This is a genomic window from Vogesella oryzagri, from assembly GCF_040148885.1.
GTDB classification, from domain to species: Bacteria; Pseudomonadota; Gammaproteobacteria; order Burkholderiales; family Chromobacteriaceae; genus Vogesella; species Vogesella oryzagri.
On sequence record NZ_JBEFLD010000004.1, the window covers coordinates 421,138 to 441,527 of the forward strand.

Here is a 20,390-nt window from a genome sequence, read left to right on the forward strand (position 1 = left end):
CGGAAGCCGCATGGCTTCCGCTTGCAATTCTTCCTGCGCTTGCTCCGCAGAGCTGTCGCACACAAACCTTGTCAATCTATCGAAGCGGATACGGGGCGTCAAGCCACCGCCGTCAGTTATCCAGCCACTGCAAAATGCCGCGCCAGGCTTCCAAGTCCCGCGCCGCGCGAGAGGTGGGCAGGTCAAACAAGGTCATGCCGCTGGCCGCGGCCTGCACATATAGCTGCGTATCGCGCAGCCAACCCAGCACCGGCACATGCAGCTCGGCCAGAAACTGCTGCAGATCCCGCGCCGAGCGGGTGCGCGGATCGACCCGCATCCCCACCACCCCGACAAAAGCCCGCTGTTTGCGCACTGCCTTTTCCTGCAGCAGCTGCGCCAGAAACTCTCGGCTGGCCCACATATCAAACGGGGAAGGCTGGATCGGCACGATCACCCTATCCACCCGCGCCACCAATGCGGCCAACTTCTTGCCCTGCAGGCCCGCAGGACTATCCAACACTACCACCTGGGTGCCTTTTGGCGGCTTGGCCGGCTCACCCGGCGACACCTGCCAGCCATCGATATACGGTAGCGGGGTCGGCCGGCACGACAGCCAGGACAGCGAGGTCTGCTGCTTATCGACATCGCCCAGCATGACCCGCGAACCCTGCGCCGCATAAAAACCGGCCAGATTGGTCGCCAGAGTCGATTTGCCACTCCCCCCTTTGGGATTCGCAATCAGGATCGAATACGCCATACTGCCCTTCTTTTTATCGCGATGTCCTACATCACCTGTCACGATGCAATGTAACACGCCCACTTCTTTTGCCGCCCTGCTTTTCGACATGGACGGCCTGATGATCGATACCGAAAGCCTGTCGGCACGCGCCTGGCGCGATGCGGCAGCCATGCTGGCGATACCGCTGCAGCAAGCGCATATCGACGCCATGGTCGGCCTCGCCATGCCACTGTGCCTGAGCTATCTGATTGCCGAACTGGGCGACGAGGCGCAGGCGCGCCAGCTGGAAGCGCTCAGCCGCCAGCAGTATCACCGCGCGCTGCACCAGCAGGACATCCCGCTCAAGCCGGGCATTACCCAGCTGCTGGACTGGTGCGAAAGCCGGCAGATTCCGCGAGCGGTGGGCACCGCCACCCAACGGCAACTGGCCGACATCAAGCTGGGGCGCACTGGACTGGCACGCTACTTCGAGCACACCATTGCCGGCGATGAAGTCGCCCGCACCAAGCCGGCACCCGATGTCTACCTGCAAGCCGCCTCGCGCCTGCAAGTCCACCCCGAACACTGCATCGTACTGGAAGACTCGACCTACGGCGCCCAGGCCGCACTGGCGGCCAACATGCGCGTAATCGTGGTGCCAGACCTGCAGCAACCGCCGGCCGAGATAGCAAAACAGGCCCTGGCGGTATGCCAAGACCTGTTTGCCGCGCAGGCAGTGCTACAGCGCCTGCTCAACCTTCCGCATTGATACGCGCCACCAGCTGCTGCAGCACAGTGGCGGCCTGATCGTTGGCCACCTGGCAAGTGCCCGCCGCCTCGTGGCCGCCGCCGTCGTACTCCAGCATCAGCGCGCCAATGTTGCAGCGACTGCTACGGTCGATGATGGATTTGCCGGTGGCCAGCACCGTGTTTTGCTGGTTCAGCCCCCACATCACATGGATGGATACCTTGGCCTGCGGGTACATGGCGTAAATGGCAAAGCGGTTGATCGGGTGGATCAGCGCCTCATTGCGCAAATCCAGCACCACCACATGCCCCTGCACGCTGGCACAACGCCGCAATTGCTCCTTGGCCTGGATTTCGTGCTCGAAGTACAGTTCGACCCGCTCACGCACATCCGGTAACGCCAGAATTTCGTCAATGGAGTGATTACGGCAATACTGAATCAGGTCCATCATCAGCGCGTAGTTGCTGATACGAAAATCCTTGAAGCGCCCCAGCCCGGTGCGGGCATCCATCAGGTAATTGAGCAGCACCCAGCCCTTCGGGTTAAGGATGTCTTCCACGCTGAACTGCGCGGAATCGGCCTTGTCCACCGCCGTCATCATGTCCACGGCGATATTGGGGAAGCGCTCCTTGCCGCCGTAGTAGTTGAACACCACGCGCGCCGCCGAGGGTGCCGCCGGGTCGATGACATGGTTATCACGCCCGCCTTCATTGCGCAGGGTCTCGGAGAAATGGTGATCGAAGGCAAGATGGGCGCCGGGCACATACGGCAGGTTGGTCGTAATGTCGCGCGGGCCGATGTCCACCTTGCCATCCTGCATGTCCTTGGGATGCACAAACTTGATGTCGTCGATCAGGCCCAGCTCGTTCAGCAGCACCGCACATACCAGGCCATCAAAATCACTGCGCGTCACCAAGCGGAATTTCTCACTCGCCATACTTTTCTCCAATTATCGTCATGCTTAGGTGCATTCATCATAGCCAGAGTGCGCGTTTTTATCGAATGGCGGAATTGCCGGGGATTCACCAGCAACTGGTTACAAATGAACGAAACCGCGGCACGCCTGTCAGACTTGTGCTGCCCCTGCCCTGACCGCATAATCCGCCACATGAAATTCCTTACCGACCTGTTCCCCGTCATGCTGTTCTTTGGCGCCTACTGGCTGACCAAGGACATGTTTCTCGCTACCGGGATCGCCATTGGCGCCACCGTGGTTATCGTTGCCCTTACCTGGCTCAAACACCGCAAAGTAGACACCATGCAATGGGTCAGTCTGGCGTTGATCGTGGTCATGGGCGGCGCCACGCTGTTGCTGCACGACAAACACTTCATCATGTGGAAACCCACCGTGCTGTACTGGCTGATGGGTGGCGGTCTGCTGATTGGCCAGCTTACCGGTCGTATCGGCATGCGCTCGCTGATGGGCAGCCAGATGGCGCTGCCGGATAGCACCTGGAAAAAGCTCAACCTTGCCTGGAGCGTGTTCTTCCTGCTGCTGGGCGCGGTCAACCTCGTCGTGGCCTACCAGTTCAGCGAAGAAGTGTGGGTCAATTTCAAACTGTTCGGCGGCTTTGGCCTGATGATCATTTTTGTTATCGCCCAGAGCCTGTACCTGTCCAAATATATCGAGGAAACTCCCTGATGCTGTACGCCATTACCGGCCAGGACGTACCGGATTCCCTGACACAGCGCCTGGCCGCCCGCCCGGCGCATCTTGAACGCCTGCAGGCGCTGCAGGCAGCTGGCAAGCTGCTGCTGGCCGGCCCGTTCCCCGCCATCGACAGCAACGATCCTGGTCCGGCCGGCTTCAGCGGCAGCCTGATCGTGGCCGAGTTCGACAGCCTGCAAGCCGCCCAGAGCTGGGCCGACGCGGATCCGTATGTTGCCGCCGGCGTGTATGCCCAGGTAACCGTCAAGCCGTTCAAGAAGGTGTTGCCGGCATGAGCGACATCGCTACCCTGCTGCAGCAACGCCTGCAAAGCCTGTATCCGGAACACCTGCAAGTGACCGACGATAGCGCCGCCCATGCCGGGCATGCCGGCGCCAAATCCGGCGGCCATTTCGACATCGTGATTGTCGCCACCGCCTTTGCCGGCAAGAACCGCCTGCAACGCCAGCGTATGGTCTATGACGCAGTGGGCGATTTAATGCATCACGGCATTCATGCGCTGTCCATGCGCACCCTTACTCCAGAAGAAATCTGATTCCATGAAACTGACTACCAAACTCCTTGCCGCCGCCACCCTGGCGGCCGCGGCCAACTTGGCTGCTGCCGTACCAGTTGCCACCGTCAATGGTGTTGTCATCGACAAGGACACGCTGGATAAAGTCGTCGCCCAGGTGGTGCGCGAAAACAATGGCCGCCTGCAGGACAACCCGGCCCTGCGCGAAGAACTGCGCCAGACCCTGATCACCCGTGAGCTGGTACAGCAAGCGGCCACCAAGGGCGGCCTGGACAAGAGCCCGGAATTCATCCGCGCCCTGGAAGAATCGCGCAAGGATCTGCTGCAACAGGCATTCTTTGCCACTGCGGTAAAAAACCGCCCGGTAACCGACGCGCAGATCAAAGCCGAATATGAGCGCTACGCCAACCAGTTCAAGGGCGCCAAGGAAGTACAGGTACACCAGATCGTGCTGGCGGATGAAGCCGCGGCCAACAAGGTGATTGCCGAACTGAAAAAAGGCGGCAAATTCGATGCCCTGGTCAAGCAGTCCATCGATGCCAATAGCCGCAACCGTGGCGGCGACATGGGCTGGGGCAACCTGGCAACCATGGAACCGCCGCTGGCGGAAGCGCTGAAGGCCATCCCCAAGGGCCAGGTCAGCGCCAAACCGCTGAAATCGACCCATGGCTGGCATGTTTTCCGTGTGGATGATATCCGCGACGCCAAGGCCGCGCCGCTGGAAGCCATCAAGCCACGCATCGCGCAAGAACTGCAGAACAAAGTGATCCAGGACGCCGTCGGCGAGCTACGCCAGAAGGCCAACATTCAATAACCCAAAGAAAGTCAGCAATGAGCAAATTTTTCAAGCAGACCCTGATTGCCGCCGCACTGGCTACCGCCGCCGCTGCCGCGCTGGCTACCCCGACCGTTAACGGTGTCGGCATCAGCCAACAGCGCATCGACGCCGTGGTGAAAATGATGGAAGCGCAGGGTCAGCAAGCCAATCCGCAAATGGCGGAAATGGTGACCGACCAGCTGGTGACTGCCGAAGTGCTGCGCCAAGAGGCGGTAAAGAAGGGTCTAGACAAGTCGGCTGACTTCCTGGCCGAGATGGAAAACGCCCAGGCCATGTCGCTGGCCAACCGTTACATCAAGGAATTCATCCGCACCAATCCGGTCACCGACGCGCAGCTGAAAGCCGAATACGACAAGGTGAAGGCCGAGTTCCCGGAGAAGAAGAGCTACCACGCCCGCCACATCCTGGTGAAAACCGAAGCAGAAGCCAAGGCGGTGCTGGAAGCACTGAAGAAGGGCAAACCGTTTGACGCGCTGGCCAAGGAAAAATCCATCGATCCGGGCAGCAAGGTCAATGGTGGCGACCTGGGCTGGAACGAGCCGGCAACCTTCGTGGCACCGTTCTCCGAAGCCATGGTGAAACTGGCCAAGGGCCAGGTAAGCGCCACGCCGGTAAAAACCCAGTTCGGCTACCACATCATCAAGCTGGACGACGTGAAGACCGAAGCCGCACCGTCGATCGACCAGCTGCATCCGCAACTGGAGCAGCGTATCCAGTCCCAGCGCATCGAAGCGCTGATCAAGGACCTGAAGGCCAAGGCCAAGATTCAGTAAGTGCCCTCGCCCAAACAAAAAGCCCTCCACGCGGAGGGCTTTTTGTTTGCCTTACGTTGGCCGCAACTCAGCCAAAACGTCGCGCAGCATCCAGCGCCAGGCCGCTGCCGATACTGCCGTAGCGATCGCCCTCCACTGCGCGCGCATTGGGGAACATCGCCGCCACACGCTGGCGCAGCAGCGGCACGCCGCTGGAGCCGCCGGTAAAAAAAATGGTATCCACTTTGTCTGCCTGCAGCTGAGCATCCTGCAGCAGTCGCCCGATCGTACCTTCGATGCTGCCCAGCAGCTGGTCGATGGACTCGTGGAATGCCTCCCGGCTTACTTGGTGCTGCAGCCCATGCTCGATTTCCTGCATCGACAACATGGTACTGTCGCTGTCGCTCAGCGCGATCTTGGCGGTTTCCACCTGGATGGCCAGCCAATGGCCGGCGCGCTTGCTGATCAAATTGAACAGGCGATCCAGCTTGTCCCGCGCCAGCGCATCGGCATACACCCCCTGCAGCTCGGACCACACCTTGCGGCTGTAGGCAAAGTTGATGGTGTGCCAGGTCGCCAGATTGAAATAGTAGCTGGACGGCACCTCGGCATTGTTGCGCAGGCGGGTACGGTAGCCCAGCTCCGGCATCACCGCCTTGAGGCTGAGCTGCTTGTCGAAGTCGGTACCGCCAATGTGCACGCCGCCATTGGCCAGAATATCGTCCAGCCGCTCGATCCGCGTCACCCGGTCCGGCGACAGCCGCAGCAGCGAGAAGTCGGAAGTACCGCCACCAATGTCAACAATCAGCACCATTTCTTCGCGGGCGATCCGGCTTTCATAGTCGAAGGCTGCGGCAATCGGCTCGTACTGGAATGCCACCTCGGCAAACCCGGCGCGGCGGGCGATATCGCCCAAGGTGTCTTCGGCCAACTTGTCGGCCAGCGGGTCGTCATCGACAAAAAACACCGGGCGGCCAAATACCGCTTGGCTGAAGCCACGCCCGGCAGAGGTCTCGGCACGCTGCTTCAGCGAATTGATGAAATAGGACAGCAAATCCAGAAAGCGCAGCGGCCGACCATCCACCTCGGTCTGGCCATTCATCAGCCCGGTGCCGAGGATGCTTTTGAGCGAACGCATCAGCCGGCCTTCATAGCCTTCCAGATATTCGGTCAGTGCCGAGCGGCCAAAGGCGACGCTGTCTTCATCGGCGTTGAAGAACACCACCGATGGCAGGGTGGTTTTGCCGTCTTCCAGTGCCAGCAGCGTCCCCTGTCCCGGCCGCCACCAGCCCACCGTGGAATTGGAAGTGCCAAAATCCACGCCACAAGCTTTTACTGTCATGTCTCCCGCTCCCGGCGCAAAGGAGCGGGATTATAGCGAAAGCCACCCGTGACGGCGGCATTATTCGTGCTATTCAGTGAGGCAGCGGGCGGTGCTCGCGCCGACGCACCGCCCCGGCCTGCGCGTCGATTTGGCGTTGCAGCTCGCCCAGTACCCCCAGCAGGAATAGCCACTCGGCCACCACGAATAGCGGCCCGATAACCAGCCCCACCAGATCATCGACAAAGGCCGGCTTGCGCCCCTCGTACACATGGCCGACAAACTGGAACAGCCAGCCCAGTACGAACAGCCCCAGGCTCCAGCTCAGCCACGTCACCTGCGGCAATGCGGCCAACCTCAGCCCGCCCCACAGCGCCAGCAGCATGAACAACGCCATGCACAGCCCAAGCGCCCAGTACGCTCTCTGGCTCAGCCACAGGTAGTACAGCACCAGCAGCGCCACCACAAGGTGGGCCAGTGACACCCCCGCCAGCGCCGGACGCGCCAGCAAACCGGCCACCGCCAGCACGATCATGGGAATGCCGATGAAATGGGTGCGGATATTGCGTGGATCGCGGTGATAGCGCGCGTAATTGACTAATTGCTGCAGCACGGTTTTCATGGGGCCTCCTGTCGTTATCGGTATCGCCATCATGCCGTCAGCTGTCCAGCCATTCTGTCAAAACGGCGACACAAACCCGCCAGCCGCACTTGCCGCCAGCCCATGGTATGCGGCGGCACCGGTCGAGCTGCAACTGGCGCTGCAGGCACTGGGCCGTGCGCGCGCCCTCGACAGCGGCCAGTTCCTATTCCACCGCGGCGCACCGACGGACGGGCTGTATTGCCTGCTGACTGGCAGCATGCGCATCAGCTGCGTCAGCCGGCTGGGCAAGGAGGCACCGCTGGTACGGCTGCAGCCAGGCGACTGGTTTGGCGAGCTGGCGCTGTTCGACGACGGCCCGCGCACCCATGACGCCATCGCCAGCCAGCCGTGCACGCTGTGGCTGCTACCACAAGCCGCGCTGCTGGGCTGGCTGCAACAGCAACCGCAGCACTGGCGCCATCTGGGCCTACTGCTGGCAGACAAAACCCGGCGCTTGATGCAGGGGCTGGCACAGCAGACGCTGCTGGACATTCCATCGCGCCTTGCCCAGCGGCTGTGGCTGCTCAGCAGCGAGCAGCTGCCAGAACTGTTGCTATCGCAGGAGGAACTGGCTGGCATGCTGGGCATCAGCCGGCAAAGCTGCAATGCCGCCTTACAAACGCTTGCGGCCAACGGTCTACTGCAACTGGCTCGCGGCCGGATACGCATTGCCAACCGCCAGGCACTGGCCGACTTTGGCCGGCTGTAAATTCCTTATCCATGCTCAAGGAGCAGCAACGGGCCGGCTGGCACAGTTACACCATCACCTGATGGAGACTCTCATGCAAGCCCTGTCCGATACCGTTTTCACCTTCGATGCCCGCGGTGTTGCCAAGCGCTTCCGCCATGCTGCCATTTTCGGCGCGCTGGAAGCCCTGCACCACGGCGAAACCATGCGCTTTATCAACGATCACGATCCGCTGCCGCTACTGGGCCAGATCCAGCAGCGCTACGGTGAGCAGATCCGTTACAACTATCAACAACGCGACGCCAGCCAGGTCGTGATTGATTTCAGCATCCATCTGGCCGATGCCGAGCCGGCACCGCAACAGAACGCCGGCGGCTGCGGTGGTGGCGGCGGTTGCGGCTGCTCCGGCGGCTGATCTGCCAATGACAAGGGCGGTCCCAGTGGCCGCCCTTATCTTTTCTGAGCATAGTGCTTTCCCCTGCCACTGGCTTTACCTAGAATGCAGGCGTTGCCATCTGGACCACCCACTTCATGGGACGCGCGCTCGCCCTCAAACTGGTTTCCCTGCTTGGCCTGATCATGGCCGTGGTTGTCATGGGCACGCTGGGCTATCACCTGCTGGAAGGTTGGTCGGTATTCGACAGCCTGTACATGACGGTAATTACCCTGGCGACCATCGGCTACGGCGAGACCCACGCCCTGGACAACGTTGGCCGCATCTTCACCATCCTGTTGATCATCTTTGGCACCGGCGTGGTTGGCTACGGCTTGTCGTCGCTGACGCTGATGCTGTTTCAGGGCGACCTGCCCGTTTACCTGCGCAAGAAGAAAATGGACAAGCTGATTTCCCGCCTAGAGAACCATGTCGTGATCTGCGGGCTGAGCCGCAGCGGGCTGTATGCCCTGGAAGAGCTGCATCAGGCTGGCCACAACATCGTGGTGATCGAACAGAACGAAGCGCACGCCGCACAGCTGCTGGCCGCCTACGGCACACCGTATATCGTGGGCGACGCCACCGAGGACGCCAATCTGCTGGCAGCCGGCATCGCGCGTGCCCGCGCCTTGATCACCAGCCTGACATCGGATGCCAATAACGCTTTTGTGGTGGTGACCGCCCGCAGCCTCAATCCGCAGCTCACCATTGTCTCCAAGGCCGAGACCGAAAGCGCACGCAAGAAACTGCAAGCGGTGGGTGCCAACCAGGTAGTGATCCCGTCCTATCTTGGCGGCATGAACATGGCGTCACTGGTCGCCAATCCGCAGACCATGCACTTTTTCGAACGGCTGCATAGCCGCTACCCGCACGCCTTCCGCGCCGAAGTACTGCCCGTGCTGGACGAGTGGGTTGGCCGCAGCATTGCCGAATGCCTGCCAATCGCCGCCGGCAACATGATGGTAATCGCGGTGGAGCTGCCAGGGGGCGAAGTGCAATTCAACCCGCCGCTCGCCACCATCCTGCATCGGGACGAATCGCTGATGGTGATCGGGCAGCACGCGCAGAACGCCTTCAGCTAAAACAAAACCGGCCGCAATTGCGGCCGGTTTTGTCTGCGCACCCAGCGTTTAGCCGAAGTGGCAAACGTAATGCAGTGTGTCGGTCACTTCGATCTGGAAGCTGCTTTCACCCGGCACCGTGAAAGAATCGCCACCCTTGTAGCTACGCGCTTCGCTTTCGCCTGCCAGCGTCACCTTGCACTCGCCGGCCAGCACTTCCATGATTTCCGGCGCGCCGGTACTGAACAGCAGCTTGGCCGGCAGGATCACGCCTACCGATTTGCGCGTACCATCCGCCAGCACCACGGTGTGGCTGACACACTTGCCATCGAAATACACATTTGCGCGCTTTACCACGCTTACATTGTCAAACTGGTCCATGATTTCTCCTTGTCTTGGGCACGGCCGTTTCGGCTCTTGCACTGCATCATGCCTGCACGCCATTTGCAGCGTCAATGCCCATTCGCCAGCCTTAATTTACGCCGATCTGTACTGGCGGCTGCGGCTGGCTGCGCAGGTCCATCAGCACCAGCTTGCCCTTCTCGCTGGCGTACTTGATGGTATCCAGCCGGTTGGTCTCCAGTAGCAGCAACATGATGTCCTGTTCGTCGATACCGCTGCCACGCGCCTGGGCAATCGCCTCGGTCAGACTCAGCGCCAACACTGCGCGCGCCTTGGCCAGACCATCGGCACGCAACTGCTGCGCCTCGGCCTCGGCCCGCGCCTCCCCCAGAATCAACGCCCGCTTGGCTTCGGCTTCCTGCACGGCGGCCTCACGCTTGCGCTCGGAGGCGATCACGCTGTTAAACGCATGCTGTACTTCTTCCGACACCGTTGGCTGGTCGATCAGCACGCTGACAATTTCATAGCCATACACCCCCATGCGTTCGGCCAGATTGGTTTGCACCTGCTGCGCCAATTCATCACGGTCTTCGTACAGATTCATCAGGCTCATCGAGGCGGTAGACGAGCGCAAGGTATTGAGCACCCAGGTTTTTACCTGCTCCTGCGGTGCGGCCAACTGATAGTAGGCATCGGCCGCCCGCTGCGGCAGCACACGCACCATGATGGCCACCGGCAGGCTGACAAACATGTTGTCGCGGGTTTTCACCTCCACTTGCGCCGACAGCTCTTCCACCCGCAGATCCATCACCTTCGCCACCCGCTGGATACCCGGGAAAATCCAGTTCAATCCGGGCGTCAGCACCCGCGAAAACTTGCCAAAGGTTTCTACGATCGCCAGCGTCTGCTGACCGACAATACGCAAGCCCGCCAGCGCAAGCACCAGCAAGGGGGTCAACAACAGCATCACATCCATATTCGGAACTCCAGTTCAAGATGCGGCAAGGCCGCGTGCCGACATCATAAGCAGATGCCGGCATGCGGCCAACCTTCATGCCATTGGAGAGTAAAGCAAGCTAACGCACATGCGGCAGCATGGTGCCGGCATCCATCATATTGCGTACCACCTGGTTGAAATGGCCGATCCACAACGCGTCAAACTGGGCCTCGCCGGCGTTCACCTCCGCCACCGCCCGCAGCAAGGAACGCACCTGTCGCCGTTGACCATGCTTGAGGATCACGGCCTCAAAAGTATCGATAATGGCCAGCAGCTTGGCGCCATCACAGATTAGTTCCGAGCGCAGCCCGGCCGGATAGCCATGCCCATCCGGGCGCTCGTGATGCTCCCGCACGATGCGTGCTGCCATGTCCCAGCCCGGCATGCGCGCCAATATGTCCGCAGCCCAACCTGGGTGTGCGGCCAACTGCACCCGCTCCTCCTCGCTCAAGCGGCCCTGTCGCAGCCATAGCTCTTGCGGCAAGAACATCATGCCCACATCGTGCATGCATACCGCCGCCTCCAGCTGCAGCGGGTCGATCAGCAAGCCGGCTACCTGATTGCATGCAGCCGCCAATAACAGGTTGCGTTCGGTGCGGCCTTGAAACAACACCGAGCGCTGCTCGAATTGCAGCGCCAACGCACGGAAGAACGCCAGGTCGGCGGCCTGCAGCGCCGTGGCCATGCGCGGCTTGGCGGCTTGCCCCTGCTGCGGCACAAAGCCGGTCAAGCGCTTCACCAACAGCCAGGCCTGCGCATCAACCAACGTGGCCGGGGTCTGCCCAAGCTGCTGCAACTCAGCAACCAGGGCATTGAAATCCTGCAAGGAGATATCGCGCCCGCTATCGAGCTCGGCCATCAGCAACTCCAGCCGGTCCACCGCCAGCAGCAACACCTGCTCCAGTGCGGACCCAAACACCAATTCCCCAGCCTTGATGCGGACCAGAATATCTTCAGCCGCGTGTATCAGCGGCTCCACAAAATACAGCCGGCACAAACCGGCATCGCCTTTGATAGTGTGAAAAAGCCGCATCAGCTCTGCCAGCACGGCCTGCTCCGCCGGCTGCTGACGAAACGCCTGTAATAGGTTGGCCGCACGTGGCGCGTACTCGTTCAGCGCATAGAGGAAATCACCAAAACTTTCTTCATCCTCAATACGATAGTGCTCGATGGTCTCCAACATTGGCTTATATCCCCGCTCCGTTTTCTTTGACTGCACTATAGAGCGCCCTGCCCACCCATAATGATAAAAATACCCACTTGCTGCATGACAAGTTGTCATAGCCCACACTTTTTTTATGGACTTGGTGCAAAAAAGACTTGCTTGTACCCTGAAGCGCAGGCAGACTGCGACTTGCAGTTTTTCAAGTCGTGATCTGTACAGTTGTTGTAAAGGCTATCGCCGTACCACAGTTTGTCTTTTCCCTTGATTGACATGCGCTTTTCTCATACTCAACGCTTTCTCAATAAGGGAATAGAACATGGCAACCGGTACCGTAAAATGGTTCAACGACGCTAAAGGTTTCGGCTTCATTACTCCGGACAACGGCGGTGATGACGTTTTCGCTCACTTCTCGCAAATCAACTCCAAAGGCTTCCGCTCCCTGGCAGAAAACCAGCGCGTAAGCTTCGACATCGTTGATGGCCCGAAAGGCAAGCAAGCTTCCAACATTCAGCCGCTGTAATTCAGCACTGATTCGGAAGACAGAAAACCCGGATGCATGCATCCGGGTTTTTGCTTTTGCTGCCGCCGGCCACAGGCTGGCCCATGAACAGGAGCCGTATCATGGAAACCACCCACGACGACATTATCGCTAGCACCCGCAACTGGCTGGAAAAAGCCGTTATCGGCCTGAACCTGTGCCCGTTTGCCAAGGCGGTCTACGTCAAGGAGCAAGTGCGCATCGTGGTCAGTGACGCCGACACGCCACAGGCCCTACTGGAGCACCTGGTCACCGAGCTGCGCCTGCTGGCCGACAGCGATCCGGAAGAGATCGACACCACCCTACTGGTGCATCCTTTTGTGCTGCAGCGCTTCCTCGACTTCAACGAATTTCTTGGCGTGACAGATGCCGTACTGGCAGAAATGGCGCTAGAAGGCGAACTGCAGGTGGCCGAATTCCACCCCAAATTTCAGTTCGAAGGCACCACGCTCAACGACGTCAGCAATAACACCAATCGCGCCCCCTACCCCACGCTGCATTTGCTGCGCGAAGCCAGCATCGCCCGGGCAGTAGAAGCCTTTCCCGACCCGGCCTCGATCTACGAGCGCAATATCGAGGTAATGGAAGAACTGGGCCGCGCGGGCTGGGAAGCCCTGGACGTTGGCCCACACAAAGCCAAGTGAACTCCAGCAATAAAAAAGCCGGCGATGCCGGCCTTTTTATTGCTACCACCTGTTACTGGCAGTTCGGATGCTTGCCACGAATACCCTGATAACGCGCCCGGATCAGCGGCAAATCCTGCTCCACATCGCCACCCGGATAAAATACCTCCAGCACACCACCCTGTTTGCGCGCAAAGTCCAGATAGCCGAGCGCCACCGGCACCCCTGCACCACAGGCGATGTGATAGAAACCCGTCTTCCACTTGCTGACACGTGCGCGGGTGCCCTCTGGCGGAATGGCCACCACCAGCCGCTCATTGCGCTGAAATACCGCCACCATCTGCCCCACCAGCGAGTTGCTCTGGCGACGATCCACCGGAATACCCCCGAGCCAGCGCATGACTGGCCCCAGCGGCCCGACGAACAGCGTGTGCTTGCCCATCCAGTACAATTTGGCGCCACCGGCAAAACAGAACATCAACGTCAGGGGAAAATCCCAGTTGCTGGTGTGTGGCGCGCCGATAAGCACGTATTTATCCAGTGCAGGGAATGCGCCCTGCAGGCGCCAGCCAGCCAAACGCAACACGCCACACGACAGCCAATGCAGCAAGGTGCGCAGCACCGGGGTATCAAAAATCGTGTAATGCATGCAAAACCACCGCTCCGAGCAAAGCGGCGGACTGTACCCCAGTAGCCGTCATAGGTAAATCGCTTCGATCGCCACCTAACCGCAGCAGCGCGCCTTTATTTGCCCTGATGCAACACTATTCCACCCCGAAAACCCCGCTTTACCCGGCAAACCGTACACAGTATTGCATTCATGCAGCCACAGGCGTAGTACCGAATCTATTGGTATCTTTGCGCTGTCAGCGCCGGCTTTTGAGCCACCATCCCGGGTGCTGAACCCGCAGCGCTTGTCGCCGTTTCCTCATCAAGGAGCAGCCGCCATGTCGCATCATCAATCCAAAGCCGCCTACTTCGAGATTCGCGCCGAAGTACGCAGCAATATCCTCGCCGGCAAACCCATGCCGCGCAGCCGTCCGGAAGATATTCGCAACGCCAATGCCCGGCGGGAAATTGAACGGCGCCGACTAGAGCGCGAAGCCAAAGAGTAAGCCTGCCGCCAGCAACGCCACCACCCGGCGACCTGCCCGGCAAGCGAGCTGGTTCGGAATGTTCAAGCAAGCTGCTGCCGTAACAACGACTGCAGCGCGCCCACCGCTGTCGGTACAAGCGACACATCGCATGCCAAGAACCGCACGCCGCAACCAGATGGAGAAGAGACCACCATCACCCGCCACGCGACGTCAGCTCAACCCCCTCCACCAGCCACAACACTTAGCAGTGGAACAGGATGCAACGGATCGCACTGATGCCTGCCAGCCGCCCACAACAGCCTGCACTGCGGCCAACCTTGCTGACGGCACCATGCTCACCAGCCTGCCCTTACCGCGGCCAGCGATACCAAATATCCCACTCATCCTCGCCCGTCAGCACAAAGCCGTGCCGTTGGTAGAAGCGATTTGCCGGGCTATCGCGCAAGGCGCACAGGATGATGGCTTTTTCCTGTGCCGCCGCTTCCTGTTGCTGCGCCTGCAGCGCCCAGCCACCGGCACCCCGCCCCTGCGCTACCGGAAGAATGTAGAGATGATCCAGATAGCAACCGTCATCCTCATGGCGCATGGCGGTAAAGCCGATACGCTGCCCTTGCCACACGATCCAGTGCGTGACCTCGGGATAAAAACGACCAGCAAAGCGCGCCCGCGAGCGGACCGGGTCATACAGGCCAACCGCCAGCAGGCTGGGACGCATGGCCGCCAGCCGCAGCTGATGCAACGCCTCGAACTCCTCCGCACTTGCCGCTTGCCAACTGAACACCACTACCTCCTCAAATAAACCGCCAAACGGTGGCCACGCCACAAAGCACAAGGCCGCGCATGGCGCGGCCTTGTCGAGGGCAATCAACCTTCCTGCTGCCGCACCCGCTCGAACAGGCACACCGTGGCGGCCATCGCCACGTTCAGCGATTCGGCATGTCCAGGCATGGGGATGCGCACCCGCACATCGGCCTGCTGCAGCACGGCCTCGCTCACACCAGCGCCTTCGTTGCCAAAGACAAAGGCCACTGGCCCGGTGAGATCCTGACTGTACAGCGAGACACTACCTTCTAGGTGCGTCACCAGCTTGCGGCCTTGCCATGCGGCCAACCTTGCCGGCAGATCCTGTGCTTCGTGGATGTTCAGCACAAAATGCGCCCCCATCCCGGCACGCAACACCTTGGGCGAATACACATCTACACAGCCGCGGGACAAAAACACCTCGCGCACGTTGGCCGCAGCCGCACAGCGCAAAATAGTGCCCAGATTGCCCGGGTCCTGAATATCGTCCAGCATCACGCAGGCACTGCCGGCAGGCAGCGCCTGCACGGCCGGTCGCTCGCAGATGGCTAGCACTTCGGATGGTGTCGCCAGCGCGGTCACCTTGGCCAACACGGCCGTGGCGACCAGATGGCAGACGTGCGGATCAACGTGGGCCAGTAGCGACAGCAGCTCGCCCTTGCCGGCAGCTGCCTCGTTAACATACAGCGCCAGCGGCCGCCAGCCGGCAGCCAGTGCCGACTGCAGCAGGTGCAGACCCTCCAGCACGACGACGCCGTGCTTGCGGCGCTCGCGCGCGGTATCGAGCAGACGGGCCAACTGCTTCATCTCATCGTTGGCGGCCGAGGTAATGTGTTTGTGAAATGTCATTTACAGGGCAATCTGCGACACCCGCGCCACGGTTTCCTTGAACCGCTGGTAGGTATCGTCATCAATCGGTTTGTTGCTGCGGTAGTTGTCTACCACGAAGACACCCGCCAGCTTGTGGCCGGTAAACACGGACATGGCGGCAAAAGCACCATTGCCCAGCAGCGATAGGAACTCATCGCCGTAGCGGTGCGCCAGCTGCGGACGGGCGCCTGCCGGCGCATGGAAACTTTGCGCCTTGCTGGCCAGCAGGTTGAAAAAGCTGCCGGGCTCCAACGACACTGCCAGCTTGCGCAGCGGGTCATTATCATCCAGGCCGATCTGGTAGCGCAGTTTCAGCGTGTGACTGTGCTGCTCGTAGCGCAGGAAGAAAATACGCTCCAGCTTGAGATCATTGGCAAAGTGGCGAATGGATTCGCGCAGCGCCAGCTCCAGCTGCTCTTCGCCGCTGAGCGTGGCCACCGGATGCTGCTCGGCCACCTGCGGGAACGGCCCCTCCCGCCACAGATAGGCCCGGGCCGGGTAGGTATAGCCCGGCGCCCGCGGATTACGCGCCACTCGCAACACCGCATCCTGCACCGATTTTTGCGCCGCTTCGGCAGTACAGCCAATCAAGCGCGCCGCCGCTTCCACGCCGATGTTCCACTGCGAGCGCCAGCAACCCTGGTCGATACCATTGGCAGTGGCAATGGCCAGCTTCAGCAACTGCCGCCGCCGGCTGACCGGCCCGGTTCCCAATGTCGCCAGCAAACCACTGGGCAGTGGCATGCGCTGGATGAGCTGCTCCAGCAACTTGGGGTAATCCAAGCCGAATACGTCGGACACCTCCTGCAGCAACGGCCCCTGCGGCACCCGGTTACGGTAGATCAGATAGAGGCAGGCAGGCAGGTTGTACACCAGCGCGGCGATGAAACAATCCTCGACCCGCGTTTCGCCAATCATCGCCAGCCAGTCTTTGATCAGAAAGGCGGCGACGCGGCTTTTGCCGAGCCAGCCACCCAAGGCATCCAGCACCTCGGCATCCAGCTTGCCGCGACTGACCGCAAACGCCTGTACATAGGCGTAACGTTTCTTGACCGCTTCCAGCCCCAGCATCATCAGCATCTGCTCGACGGTAGGATTGGATTCGCTGCGTTGCACCGCACTGGACGCCCCGACCAGCCGCAACAGGTCCAGCAGCAGGAAGGGGTCGGACAGGGTGAGGTTGGCCAGCTCGGAGAACACAATGTCGTCCGGATGACGCAGCATCATGCGCCGCACCGCGCCGGCGGTGTCGGACAATACCGGCCAACGGTTTTCGGACAGCGAGGACAGCCAGTTAGCAAGTTCCATGCGGGTGACGCCAGATCAAGAGTTCGGTTTGCAGAGGGCCGGAGAGCGGCAAACGTTGCTGCGGTGCCATCCCTTGTATCATAAAAGTATTACTCACCAGTATGGCACCAGGGTGGCAGCAGCGCTGGAACTGCTGCCATACCCGCGCCATCGGTACCGGCGACAGGAAGGCATGCACCACGTCGTAGGACTGCCAGTCCAGCTGCCAGAAACTGCCAAACAGCAAGCGGGCATTGGCGGGCCGCCCGGCGCGCCAGTAGCGCCAGCGGCTCCACAGCCACGGCAGCAGCGCGTTTTCCACGCCGCAGACGGTCAGATCAGGGCGCAATGCGGCCAACTGCAGCACCACGCGGCCATCGCCACTCCCCAGATCCAGCACGCGCACACCGGTAGGCAGCGTCGCCGCCAGCGCAGCGATGCTTTCTTGCGATGACAGGTACAGCGGCACCTGCTCGGTAAGCGCGTTGCGTGACAACGACAGGGTCAGCAGCAGCCCTAGCAGATAGACCCAAGCGGGCAACTGCAGTTGCAATGCCAGCAATACGGCCGGTACAAACAGCACATGCAGGCCCAGCCCATAGCCACGCACGCCGGCAAACCAGGCCAGTAGCCCAGCGGCCAGTGCCTGCAGCACCCCCCAACGCCACGGCATGCCGATCGGCGCCACCACACTCCAAGCCAGCACCGCGGCCAGCAGCTGCACCAGCAGCACCCGCACGATGGCGCGCAGACGCACTTATTGACTACCCTCGGCGGCGGGGGCGGCACTCGGCTCCGCCTGCTGTGCTCCGCCATCGGTGCGGATGCGCTCTTCCGCTTCCTTGGTCAGGATCACGATGGCGATACGGCGGTTTTCCGAGCTGAACATGTTCTGCCGGTTGATCGGGTCCGCCGCGCCCAGCCCCACCACGCGCAGGACCTTCTCGTCGGCCATGCCGCCCGCCACCATCTCGCGACGAGCGGCATTGGCACGATCCGACGACAGCTCCCAGTTGGTGTAGCCGGCAGCACTACCGGTAAAGCGATTGGCGTCGGTATGACCGGAAATGCTGATCTTGCTGTCGATGCCGTTCAGCTCGCGGCCGATTTGCTGCAGGATGATGCGGGTATGCTCCAGCGGCACGAAGCCGCCGGACTGGAACATCGGCCGGTTCTGCTCATCAATGATCATGATGCGCAGGCCATCCGGCGTCATTTCCATGCGGATCTGTTTCTCCAGCGCTTTCAACGCCTCGTTCTTGCTCAGCGTCACATCCAGCTGCTGCTGGATACGCTGCTGCAGTTGACGCATTTTCTTGTCCTGCTCGCCACGGCTTTTGACATCGGCGGTTTCCTGTCGCGGGCTGCCGCGGGCGACTACCCCGGTCGACTTGGTCAGGTCGGTACCGCCGCCCTTGATCACCGAAGTCGAGGCGCCAGTGCCCTCACCGCCTTGCAGCGCGGTTTTCAGCGGGGTACGGAAGTAGTCGGAGATGCCGGCCAACATACCGGACGATGTCGAGCCCAGCAGCCACATCAGCAGGAAGAACGCCATCATCGCGGTAACGAAGTCGGCATAGGCAATCTTCCATGCACCACCGTGGTGGCCGTGGCCGCCTTTCTTGATTTTCTTGACGACAATGGGGCGTTGCGATTCGTCAGCCATGCTGCCTGCCTTTGTGCGTTTGCAACCATCCGGCCACCAGGTTGGCCGCGACAGTCCGTGCGTTGCGAGAAGAGATGCTGGCAGCACGCCGGTCATCCAGCATGCTGCCACCACGTCCTGCGATCAGTTTGAATAGAAAAAGCGGGTTTGATTGTATCAAAACCCGCTTTGGCTGAGTTGCTGCCGGAGACTAATCAGGCAAGACCGCGCTCACGCAGTTTCTGCTCGAAAGTTTCCATGCAGCGTGCCGCCGTCGCCAGCATGGTGTCGATCTCCGCCTTGGTGATCACCAGCGGCGGCGCGCAGACGATGTGATCGCCGCAGGCACGCATGATCAGGTTGCTGCCGAAAAAGATATCGCGGCACATCAGGCCGATCTCGCCCCAATTGTCGAACAGCTCGCGGGTGGCCTTGTTTTTCACCAGCGTGAACGCCTGGATCAGCCCCACACCGCGAATGTCGTCCACATGCTCGAACTGGCCGAAAGTCTCGCGCCAGCGCTTTTGCATATACGGACCGACATCCTCTTTCACGCGCTGCACGATGCCTTCGTCACGCAAGGCCTGCACGTTGGCGTGCGCCACCGCCGCCGCCACCGGGTGGCCAGAATAGGTAAAGCCGTGGTTGAAATCTCCGCCTGCGGCCAACGTTGCCGCCACGTCATTGCCGACGAACACGGCACCGATCGGCAGATAGCCGGACGACAGCCCCTTGGCGGTAGTGAAGATGTCCGGCTTGAAGCCGAAATGCTGCTGACCGAACCACTCGCCGGTACGGCCGAAACCGCAGATCACTTCATCGGCCACCAGCAGGATGTCGTACTTGCGGCAGATGCGCTCGATTTCCGGCCAGTAGGTGGACGGCGGCACAATCACGCCACCAGCACCCTGAATCGGTTCGCCGACGAAAGCGGCCACCTTGTCGGCGCCGATTTCCAGGATTTTCTCTTCCAGCCAGTGCGCGGCGGCCACGCCGAACTCCTCCGGCGTCATGTCCTTGCCGTGCTTGTAGTACCACGGCTGCTCGATATGGGCGATGCCCGGAATCGGCAGATCGCCCTGCTCGTGCATATAGCTCATGCCGCCGAGCGAGGCGCCGCCGATGGTGGAACCGTGATAACCGTTCCAGCGGCCGATCAGGGTTTTCTTCTGCGGCTTGCCCTTCACATCCCAGTAGCGGCGCACCATGCGGATCATGGTGTCCACCGATTCGGAACCGGAGTTGGTGTAAAACACGTGATCGAAGCCGGGCGGGGCCACTTCGACCAGCAGGCGCGACAGCTCCACCACCGCCGGGTGCGAGGTCTTGAAGAAGGTATTGTAGTAAGCGAGCTCGTCCATCTGGCGCTTGGCGACTTCAGACAGATCCTTGCGGCCATAACCAATATTTACGCACCACAGGCCAGCCATGCCGTCGGTGATCTTGTTGCCTTCGCTATCCCACAGATAGATACCGTCGGCGTGGGTAATCATGCGCACGCCTTGCTCGTTCAGCGAAGCGGTGTCGGTAAACGGGTGCAGGTGATGGGCCGCGTCCAATTCGCGCCACTGAGCGGTGCTGCGTTGTTGCTGCGTCATTTCTACTCTCCTAGGTAAGGCCACCTGCGGCCAGGTTGGCCGCAGGTGCATGCACCGTAT

General features: G+C 60.8%; 26 protein-coding genes. 12 read left to right on the forward strand and 14 right to left on the reverse strand.

Features of this window, described 5'->3' with window-relative positions:
• Nucleotides 1-112: 112 nt before the first annotated feature.
• Entirely contained in the window at nucleotides 113-892 is a 780-nt protein-coding gene (locus ABNW52_RS09735; RefSeq protein WP_349586957.1) for a nucleotide-binding protein, read from the reverse strand.
• Here ABNW52_RS09735 and ABNW52_RS09740 point away from each other — a divergent pair.
• The gene (locus ABNW52_RS09740; protein ID WP_349586958.1) at nucleotides 840-1,469 is read left to right on the forward strand and encodes an HAD family hydrolase; all 630 of its coding nucleotides are present in this window, start codon (nucleotides 840-842) and stop codon (nucleotides 1,467-1,469) included. The two genes, ABNW52_RS09735 and ABNW52_RS09740, sit on opposite strands and share 53 nt — an antisense overlap.
• Here the strand turns inward: ABNW52_RS09740 and ABNW52_RS09745 are convergent.
• Nucleotides 1,453-2,385, reverse strand: coding sequence for an exopolyphosphatase (locus tag ABNW52_RS09745; protein ID WP_349586960.1), 933 nt, complete (start codon nucleotides 2,383-2,385; stop codon nucleotides 1,453-1,455). The genes ABNW52_RS09740 and ABNW52_RS09745 overlap by 17 nt on opposite strands.
• A 171-nt stretch (nucleotides 2,386-2,556) precedes the next feature.
• Here ABNW52_RS09745 and ABNW52_RS09750 point away from each other — a divergent pair, with 171 nt between their 5' ends.
• From ABNW52_RS09750 to ABNW52_RS09770, 5 genes are read left to right on the forward strand one after another with little or no spacing between them, the layout of a single operon-like run.
• On the forward strand, nucleotides 2,557-3,090 hold the full coding sequence (locus tag ABNW52_RS09750; protein WP_349586962.1) for a septation protein A: 534 nt from the start codon (nucleotides 2,557-2,559) through the stop codon (nucleotides 3,088-3,090).
• A complete protein-coding gene (locus ABNW52_RS09755) occupies nucleotides 3,090-3,392 on the forward strand; it encodes a YciI family protein (protein ID WP_349586963.1) in 303 nt (100 codons plus the stop codon). Before ABNW52_RS09750 ends, ABNW52_RS09755 begins: the two co-directional genes overlap by 1 nt.
• The gene (locus ABNW52_RS09760; RefSeq protein ID WP_349586966.1) at nucleotides 3,389-3,652 is read left to right on the forward strand and encodes a BolA family protein; all 264 of its coding nucleotides are present in this window, start codon (nucleotides 3,389-3,391) and stop codon (nucleotides 3,650-3,652) included. The genes ABNW52_RS09755 and ABNW52_RS09760 overlap by 4 nt, the downstream gene beginning before the upstream one ends.
• A gap of 4 nt (nucleotides 3,653-3,656) precedes the next feature.
• Complete coding sequence (locus tag ABNW52_RS09765) at nucleotides 3,657-4,445, forward strand: peptidylprolyl isomerase (RefSeq protein WP_349586967.1); 789 nt, start codon at nucleotides 3,657-3,659, stop codon at nucleotides 4,443-4,445.
• Nucleotides 4,446-4,462: 17 nt separating this feature from the next.
• Nucleotides 4,463-5,242 (forward strand): peptidylprolyl isomerase, encoded by a 780-nt coding sequence (locus ABNW52_RS09770; protein ID WP_349586970.1) that lies wholly within the window; start codon nucleotides 4,463-4,465, stop codon nucleotides 5,240-5,242.
• 67 nt (nucleotides 5,243-5,309) lie between these two features.
• On the opposite strand, the gene ABNW52_RS09775 is transcribed toward ABNW52_RS09770, so the two are convergent.
• Both ABNW52_RS09775 and ABNW52_RS09780 read right to left on the reverse strand, forming a co-directional pair.
• Nucleotides 5,310-6,563 (reverse strand): Hsp70 family protein, encoded by a 1,254-nt coding sequence (locus ABNW52_RS09775; RefSeq protein ID WP_349586973.1) that lies wholly within the window; start codon nucleotides 6,561-6,563, stop codon nucleotides 5,310-5,312.
• 73 nt (nucleotides 6,564-6,636) lie between these two features.
• Complete coding sequence (locus tag ABNW52_RS09780; RefSeq protein WP_349586975.1) at nucleotides 6,637-7,164, reverse strand: Mpo1 family 2-hydroxy fatty acid dioxygenase; 528 nt, start codon at nucleotides 7,162-7,164, stop codon at nucleotides 6,637-6,639.
• Here ABNW52_RS09780 and ABNW52_RS09785 point away from each other — a divergent pair.
• The 3 genes from ABNW52_RS09785 to ABNW52_RS09795 all read left to right on the forward strand — a co-directional run bounded on the left by ABNW52_RS09785 (nucleotide 7,163) and on the right by ABNW52_RS09795 (nucleotide 9,388).
• Nucleotides 7,163-7,894: a Crp/Fnr family transcriptional regulator gene (locus tag ABNW52_RS09785; protein ID WP_349586977.1), complete on the forward strand. Its 732-nt coding sequence runs from the start codon at nucleotides 7,163-7,165 to the stop codon at nucleotides 7,892-7,894. The two genes, ABNW52_RS09780 and ABNW52_RS09785, sit on opposite strands and share 2 nt — an antisense overlap.
• A gap of 73 nt (nucleotides 7,895-7,967) precedes the next feature.
• Nucleotides 7,968-8,288, forward strand: coding sequence for a DUF2249 domain-containing protein (locus tag ABNW52_RS09790; protein ID WP_349586980.1), 321 nt, complete (start codon nucleotides 7,968-7,970; stop codon nucleotides 8,286-8,288).
• A 116-nt stretch (nucleotides 8,289-8,404) separates the two neighbouring features.
• Entirely contained in the window at nucleotides 8,405-9,388 is a 984-nt protein-coding gene (locus ABNW52_RS09795; protein WP_349586982.1) for a potassium channel family protein, read from the forward strand.
• Between the two features lie 48 nt (nucleotides 9,389-9,436).
• Here ABNW52_RS09795 and ppnP read toward each other — a convergent pair whose 3' ends face one another.
• The 3 genes from ppnP to ABNW52_RS09810 all read right to left on the reverse strand — a co-directional run bounded on the left by ppnP (nucleotide 9,437) and on the right by ABNW52_RS09810 (nucleotide 11,925).
• A complete protein-coding gene (gene ppnP, locus ABNW52_RS09800; RefSeq protein ID WP_349586984.1) occupies nucleotides 9,437-9,748 on the reverse strand; it encodes a pyrimidine/purine nucleoside phosphorylase in 312 nt (103 codons plus the stop codon).
• Nucleotides 9,749-9,839: 91 nt separating this feature from the next.
• Nucleotides 9,840-10,685 (reverse strand): SPFH domain-containing protein, encoded by an 846-nt coding sequence (locus ABNW52_RS09805; protein ID WP_349586987.1) that lies wholly within the window; start codon nucleotides 10,683-10,685, stop codon nucleotides 9,840-9,842.
• Between the two features lie 100 nt (nucleotides 10,686-10,785).
• Nucleotides 10,786-11,925 (reverse strand): HD-GYP domain-containing protein, encoded by a 1,140-nt coding sequence (locus tag ABNW52_RS09810; protein ID WP_349586989.1) that lies wholly within the window; start codon nucleotides 11,923-11,925, stop codon nucleotides 10,786-10,788.
• 262 nt (nucleotides 11,926-12,187) lie between these two features.
• On the opposite strand from ABNW52_RS09810, the gene ABNW52_RS09815 reads away from it, so the two are divergent.
• Together ABNW52_RS09815 and ABNW52_RS09820 are read left to right on the forward strand one after the other, a co-directional pair.
• The gene (locus ABNW52_RS09815) at nucleotides 12,188-12,391 is read left to right on the forward strand and encodes a cold-shock protein (protein WP_174874128.1); all 204 of its coding nucleotides are present in this window, start codon (nucleotides 12,188-12,190) and stop codon (nucleotides 12,389-12,391) included.
• A gap of 101 nt (nucleotides 12,392-12,492) precedes the next feature.
• Nucleotides 12,493-13,053, forward strand: coding sequence for a DUF1415 domain-containing protein (locus ABNW52_RS09820; RefSeq protein WP_349586992.1), 561 nt, complete (start codon nucleotides 12,493-12,495; stop codon nucleotides 13,051-13,053).
• Nucleotides 13,054-13,105: 52 nt separating this feature from the next.
• On the opposite strand, the gene ABNW52_RS09825 is transcribed toward ABNW52_RS09820, so the two are convergent.
• Nucleotides 13,106-13,654 carry a lysophospholipid acyltransferase family protein gene (locus tag ABNW52_RS09825; protein WP_349586995.1) on the reverse strand — a complete coding sequence of 183 codons (549 nt, stop codon included), beginning with the start codon at nucleotides 13,652-13,654 and terminating at the stop codon, nucleotides 13,106-13,108.
• A 325-nt stretch (nucleotides 13,655-13,979) separates the two neighbouring features.
• Between ABNW52_RS09825 and ABNW52_RS09830 the strand changes: the two genes are divergently transcribed.
• Nucleotides 13,980-14,147, forward strand: a complete 168-nt coding sequence (locus ABNW52_RS09830) for a hypothetical protein (protein WP_349586998.1) — start codon at nucleotides 13,980-13,982, stop codon at nucleotides 14,145-14,147.
• 331 nt (nucleotides 14,148-14,478) lie between these two features.
• Here the strand turns inward: ABNW52_RS09830 and ABNW52_RS09835 are convergent, their stop codons facing one another.
• The 6 genes from ABNW52_RS09835 to ABNW52_RS09860 all read right to left on the reverse strand — a co-directional run bounded on the left by ABNW52_RS09835 (nucleotide 14,479) and on the right by ABNW52_RS09860 (nucleotide 20,330).
• The gene (locus ABNW52_RS09835) at nucleotides 14,479-14,910 is read right to left on the reverse strand and encodes a GNAT family N-acetyltransferase (RefSeq protein ID WP_349587001.1); all 432 of its coding nucleotides are present in this window, start codon (nucleotides 14,908-14,910) and stop codon (nucleotides 14,479-14,481) included.
• An 83-nt stretch (nucleotides 14,911-14,993) separates the two neighbouring features.
• On the reverse strand, nucleotides 14,994-15,779 hold the full coding sequence (locus ABNW52_RS09840; RefSeq protein WP_349587003.1) for a TrmH family RNA methyltransferase: 786 nt from the start codon (nucleotides 15,777-15,779) through the stop codon (nucleotides 14,994-14,996).
• The gene (locus ABNW52_RS09845) at nucleotides 15,780-17,108 is read right to left on the reverse strand and encodes an HDOD domain-containing protein (RefSeq protein WP_349587006.1); all 1,329 of its coding nucleotides are present in this window, start codon (nucleotides 17,106-17,108) and stop codon (nucleotides 15,780-15,782) included.
• Nucleotides 17,095-17,844 (reverse strand): class I SAM-dependent methyltransferase, encoded by a 750-nt coding sequence (locus tag ABNW52_RS09850; RefSeq protein WP_349587009.1) that lies wholly within the window; start codon nucleotides 17,842-17,844, stop codon nucleotides 17,095-17,097. The genes ABNW52_RS09845 and ABNW52_RS09850 overlap by 14 nt, the downstream gene beginning before the upstream one ends.
• The gene (motB, locus tag ABNW52_RS09855) at nucleotides 17,845-18,753 is read right to left on the reverse strand and encodes a flagellar motor protein MotB (RefSeq protein WP_349587012.1); all 909 of its coding nucleotides are present in this window, start codon (nucleotides 18,751-18,753) and stop codon (nucleotides 17,845-17,847) included. It lies immediately after the preceding gene.
• A gap of 194 nt (nucleotides 18,754-18,947) precedes the next feature.
• Entirely contained in the window at nucleotides 18,948-20,330 is a 1,383-nt protein-coding gene (locus tag ABNW52_RS09860; protein ID WP_349587015.1) for an aspartate aminotransferase family protein, read from the reverse strand.
• Nucleotides 20,331-20,390: the final 60 nt, after the last annotated feature.

Excerpts from the sequence above, each read along its gene's own strand:
- ABNW52_RS09765 (WP_349586967.1), top strand. The coding sequence starts at position 3,657 with ATGAAACTGACTACCAAACTCCTTGCCGCCGCCACCCTGGCGGCCGCG.
- ABNW52_RS09830 (WP_349586998.1), top strand. The coding sequence starts at position 13,980 with ATGTCGCATCATCAATCCAAAGCCGCCTACTTCGAGATTCGCGCCGAA.
- ABNW52_RS09790 (WP_349586980.1), top strand. The coding sequence starts at position 7,968 with ATGCAAGCCCTGTCCGATACCGTTTTCACCTTCGATGCCCGCGGTGTT.
- ABNW52_RS09745 (WP_349586960.1), bottom strand. The coding sequence starts at position 2,385 with ATGGCGAGTGAGAAATTCCGCTTGGTGACGCGCAGTGATTTTGATGGC.
- ppnP (WP_349586984.1), bottom strand. The coding sequence starts at position 9,748 with ATGGACCAGTTTGACAATGTAAGCGTGGTAAAGCGCGCAAATGTGTAT.
- ABNW52_RS09735 (WP_349586957.1), bottom strand. The coding sequence starts at position 892 with ATGGCTGCCGCATCGCGCCAGGCGCGTGCCGACAGGCTTTCGGTATCG.
- ABNW52_RS09750 (WP_349586962.1), top strand. The coding sequence starts at position 2,557 with ATGAAATTCCTTACCGACCTGTTCCCCGTCATGCTGTTCTTTGGCGCC.
- ABNW52_RS09805 (WP_349586987.1), bottom strand. The coding sequence starts at position 10,685 with ATGGATGTGATGCTGTTGTTGACCCCCTTGCTGGTGCTTGCGCTGGCG.
- ABNW52_RS09760 (WP_349586966.1), top strand. The coding sequence starts at position 3,389 with ATGAGCGACATCGCTACCCTGCTGCAGCAACGCCTGCAAAGCCTGTAT.
- ABNW52_RS09775 (WP_349586973.1), bottom strand. The coding sequence starts at position 6,563 with ATGACAGTAAAAGCTTGTGGCGTGGATTTTGGCACTTCCAATTCCACG.
- ABNW52_RS09740 (WP_349586958.1), top strand. The coding sequence starts at position 840 with ATGATCGATACCGAAAGCCTGTCGGCACGCGCCTGGCGCGATGCGGCA.
- motB (WP_349587012.1), bottom strand. The coding sequence starts at position 18,753 with ATGGCTGACGAATCGCAACGCCCCATTGTCGTCAAGAAAATCAAGAAA.
- ABNW52_RS09785 (WP_349586977.1), top strand. The coding sequence starts at position 7,163 with ATGGGGCCTCCTGTCGTTATCGGTATCGCCATCATGCCGTCAGCTGTC.
- ABNW52_RS09755 (WP_349586963.1), top strand. The coding sequence starts at position 3,090 with ATGCTGTACGCCATTACCGGCCAGGACGTACCGGATTCCCTGACACAG.
- ABNW52_RS09845 (WP_349587006.1), bottom strand. The coding sequence starts at position 17,108 with ATGGAACTTGCTAACTGGCTGTCCTCGCTGTCCGAAAACCGTTGGCCG.
- ABNW52_RS09780 (WP_349586975.1), bottom strand. The coding sequence starts at position 7,164 with ATGAAAACCGTGCTGCAGCAATTAGTCAATTACGCGCGCTATCACCGC.
- ABNW52_RS09815 (WP_174874128.1), top strand. The coding sequence starts at position 12,188 with ATGGCAACCGGTACCGTAAAATGGTTCAACGACGCTAAAGGTTTCGGC.
- ABNW52_RS09840 (WP_349587003.1), bottom strand. The coding sequence starts at position 15,779 with ATGACATTTCACAAACACATTACCTCGGCCGCCAACGATGAGATGAAG.
- ABNW52_RS09820 (WP_349586992.1), top strand. The coding sequence starts at position 12,493 with ATGGAAACCACCCACGACGACATTATCGCTAGCACCCGCAACTGGCTG.
- ABNW52_RS09795 (WP_349586982.1), top strand. The coding sequence starts at position 8,405 with ATGGGACGCGCGCTCGCCCTCAAACTGGTTTCCCTGCTTGGCCTGATC.
- ABNW52_RS09860 (WP_349587015.1), bottom strand. The coding sequence starts at position 20,330 with ATGACGCAGCAACAACGCAGCACCGCTCAGTGGCGCGAATTGGACGCG.
- ABNW52_RS09770 (WP_349586970.1), top strand. The coding sequence starts at position 4,463 with ATGAGCAAATTTTTCAAGCAGACCCTGATTGCCGCCGCACTGGCTACC.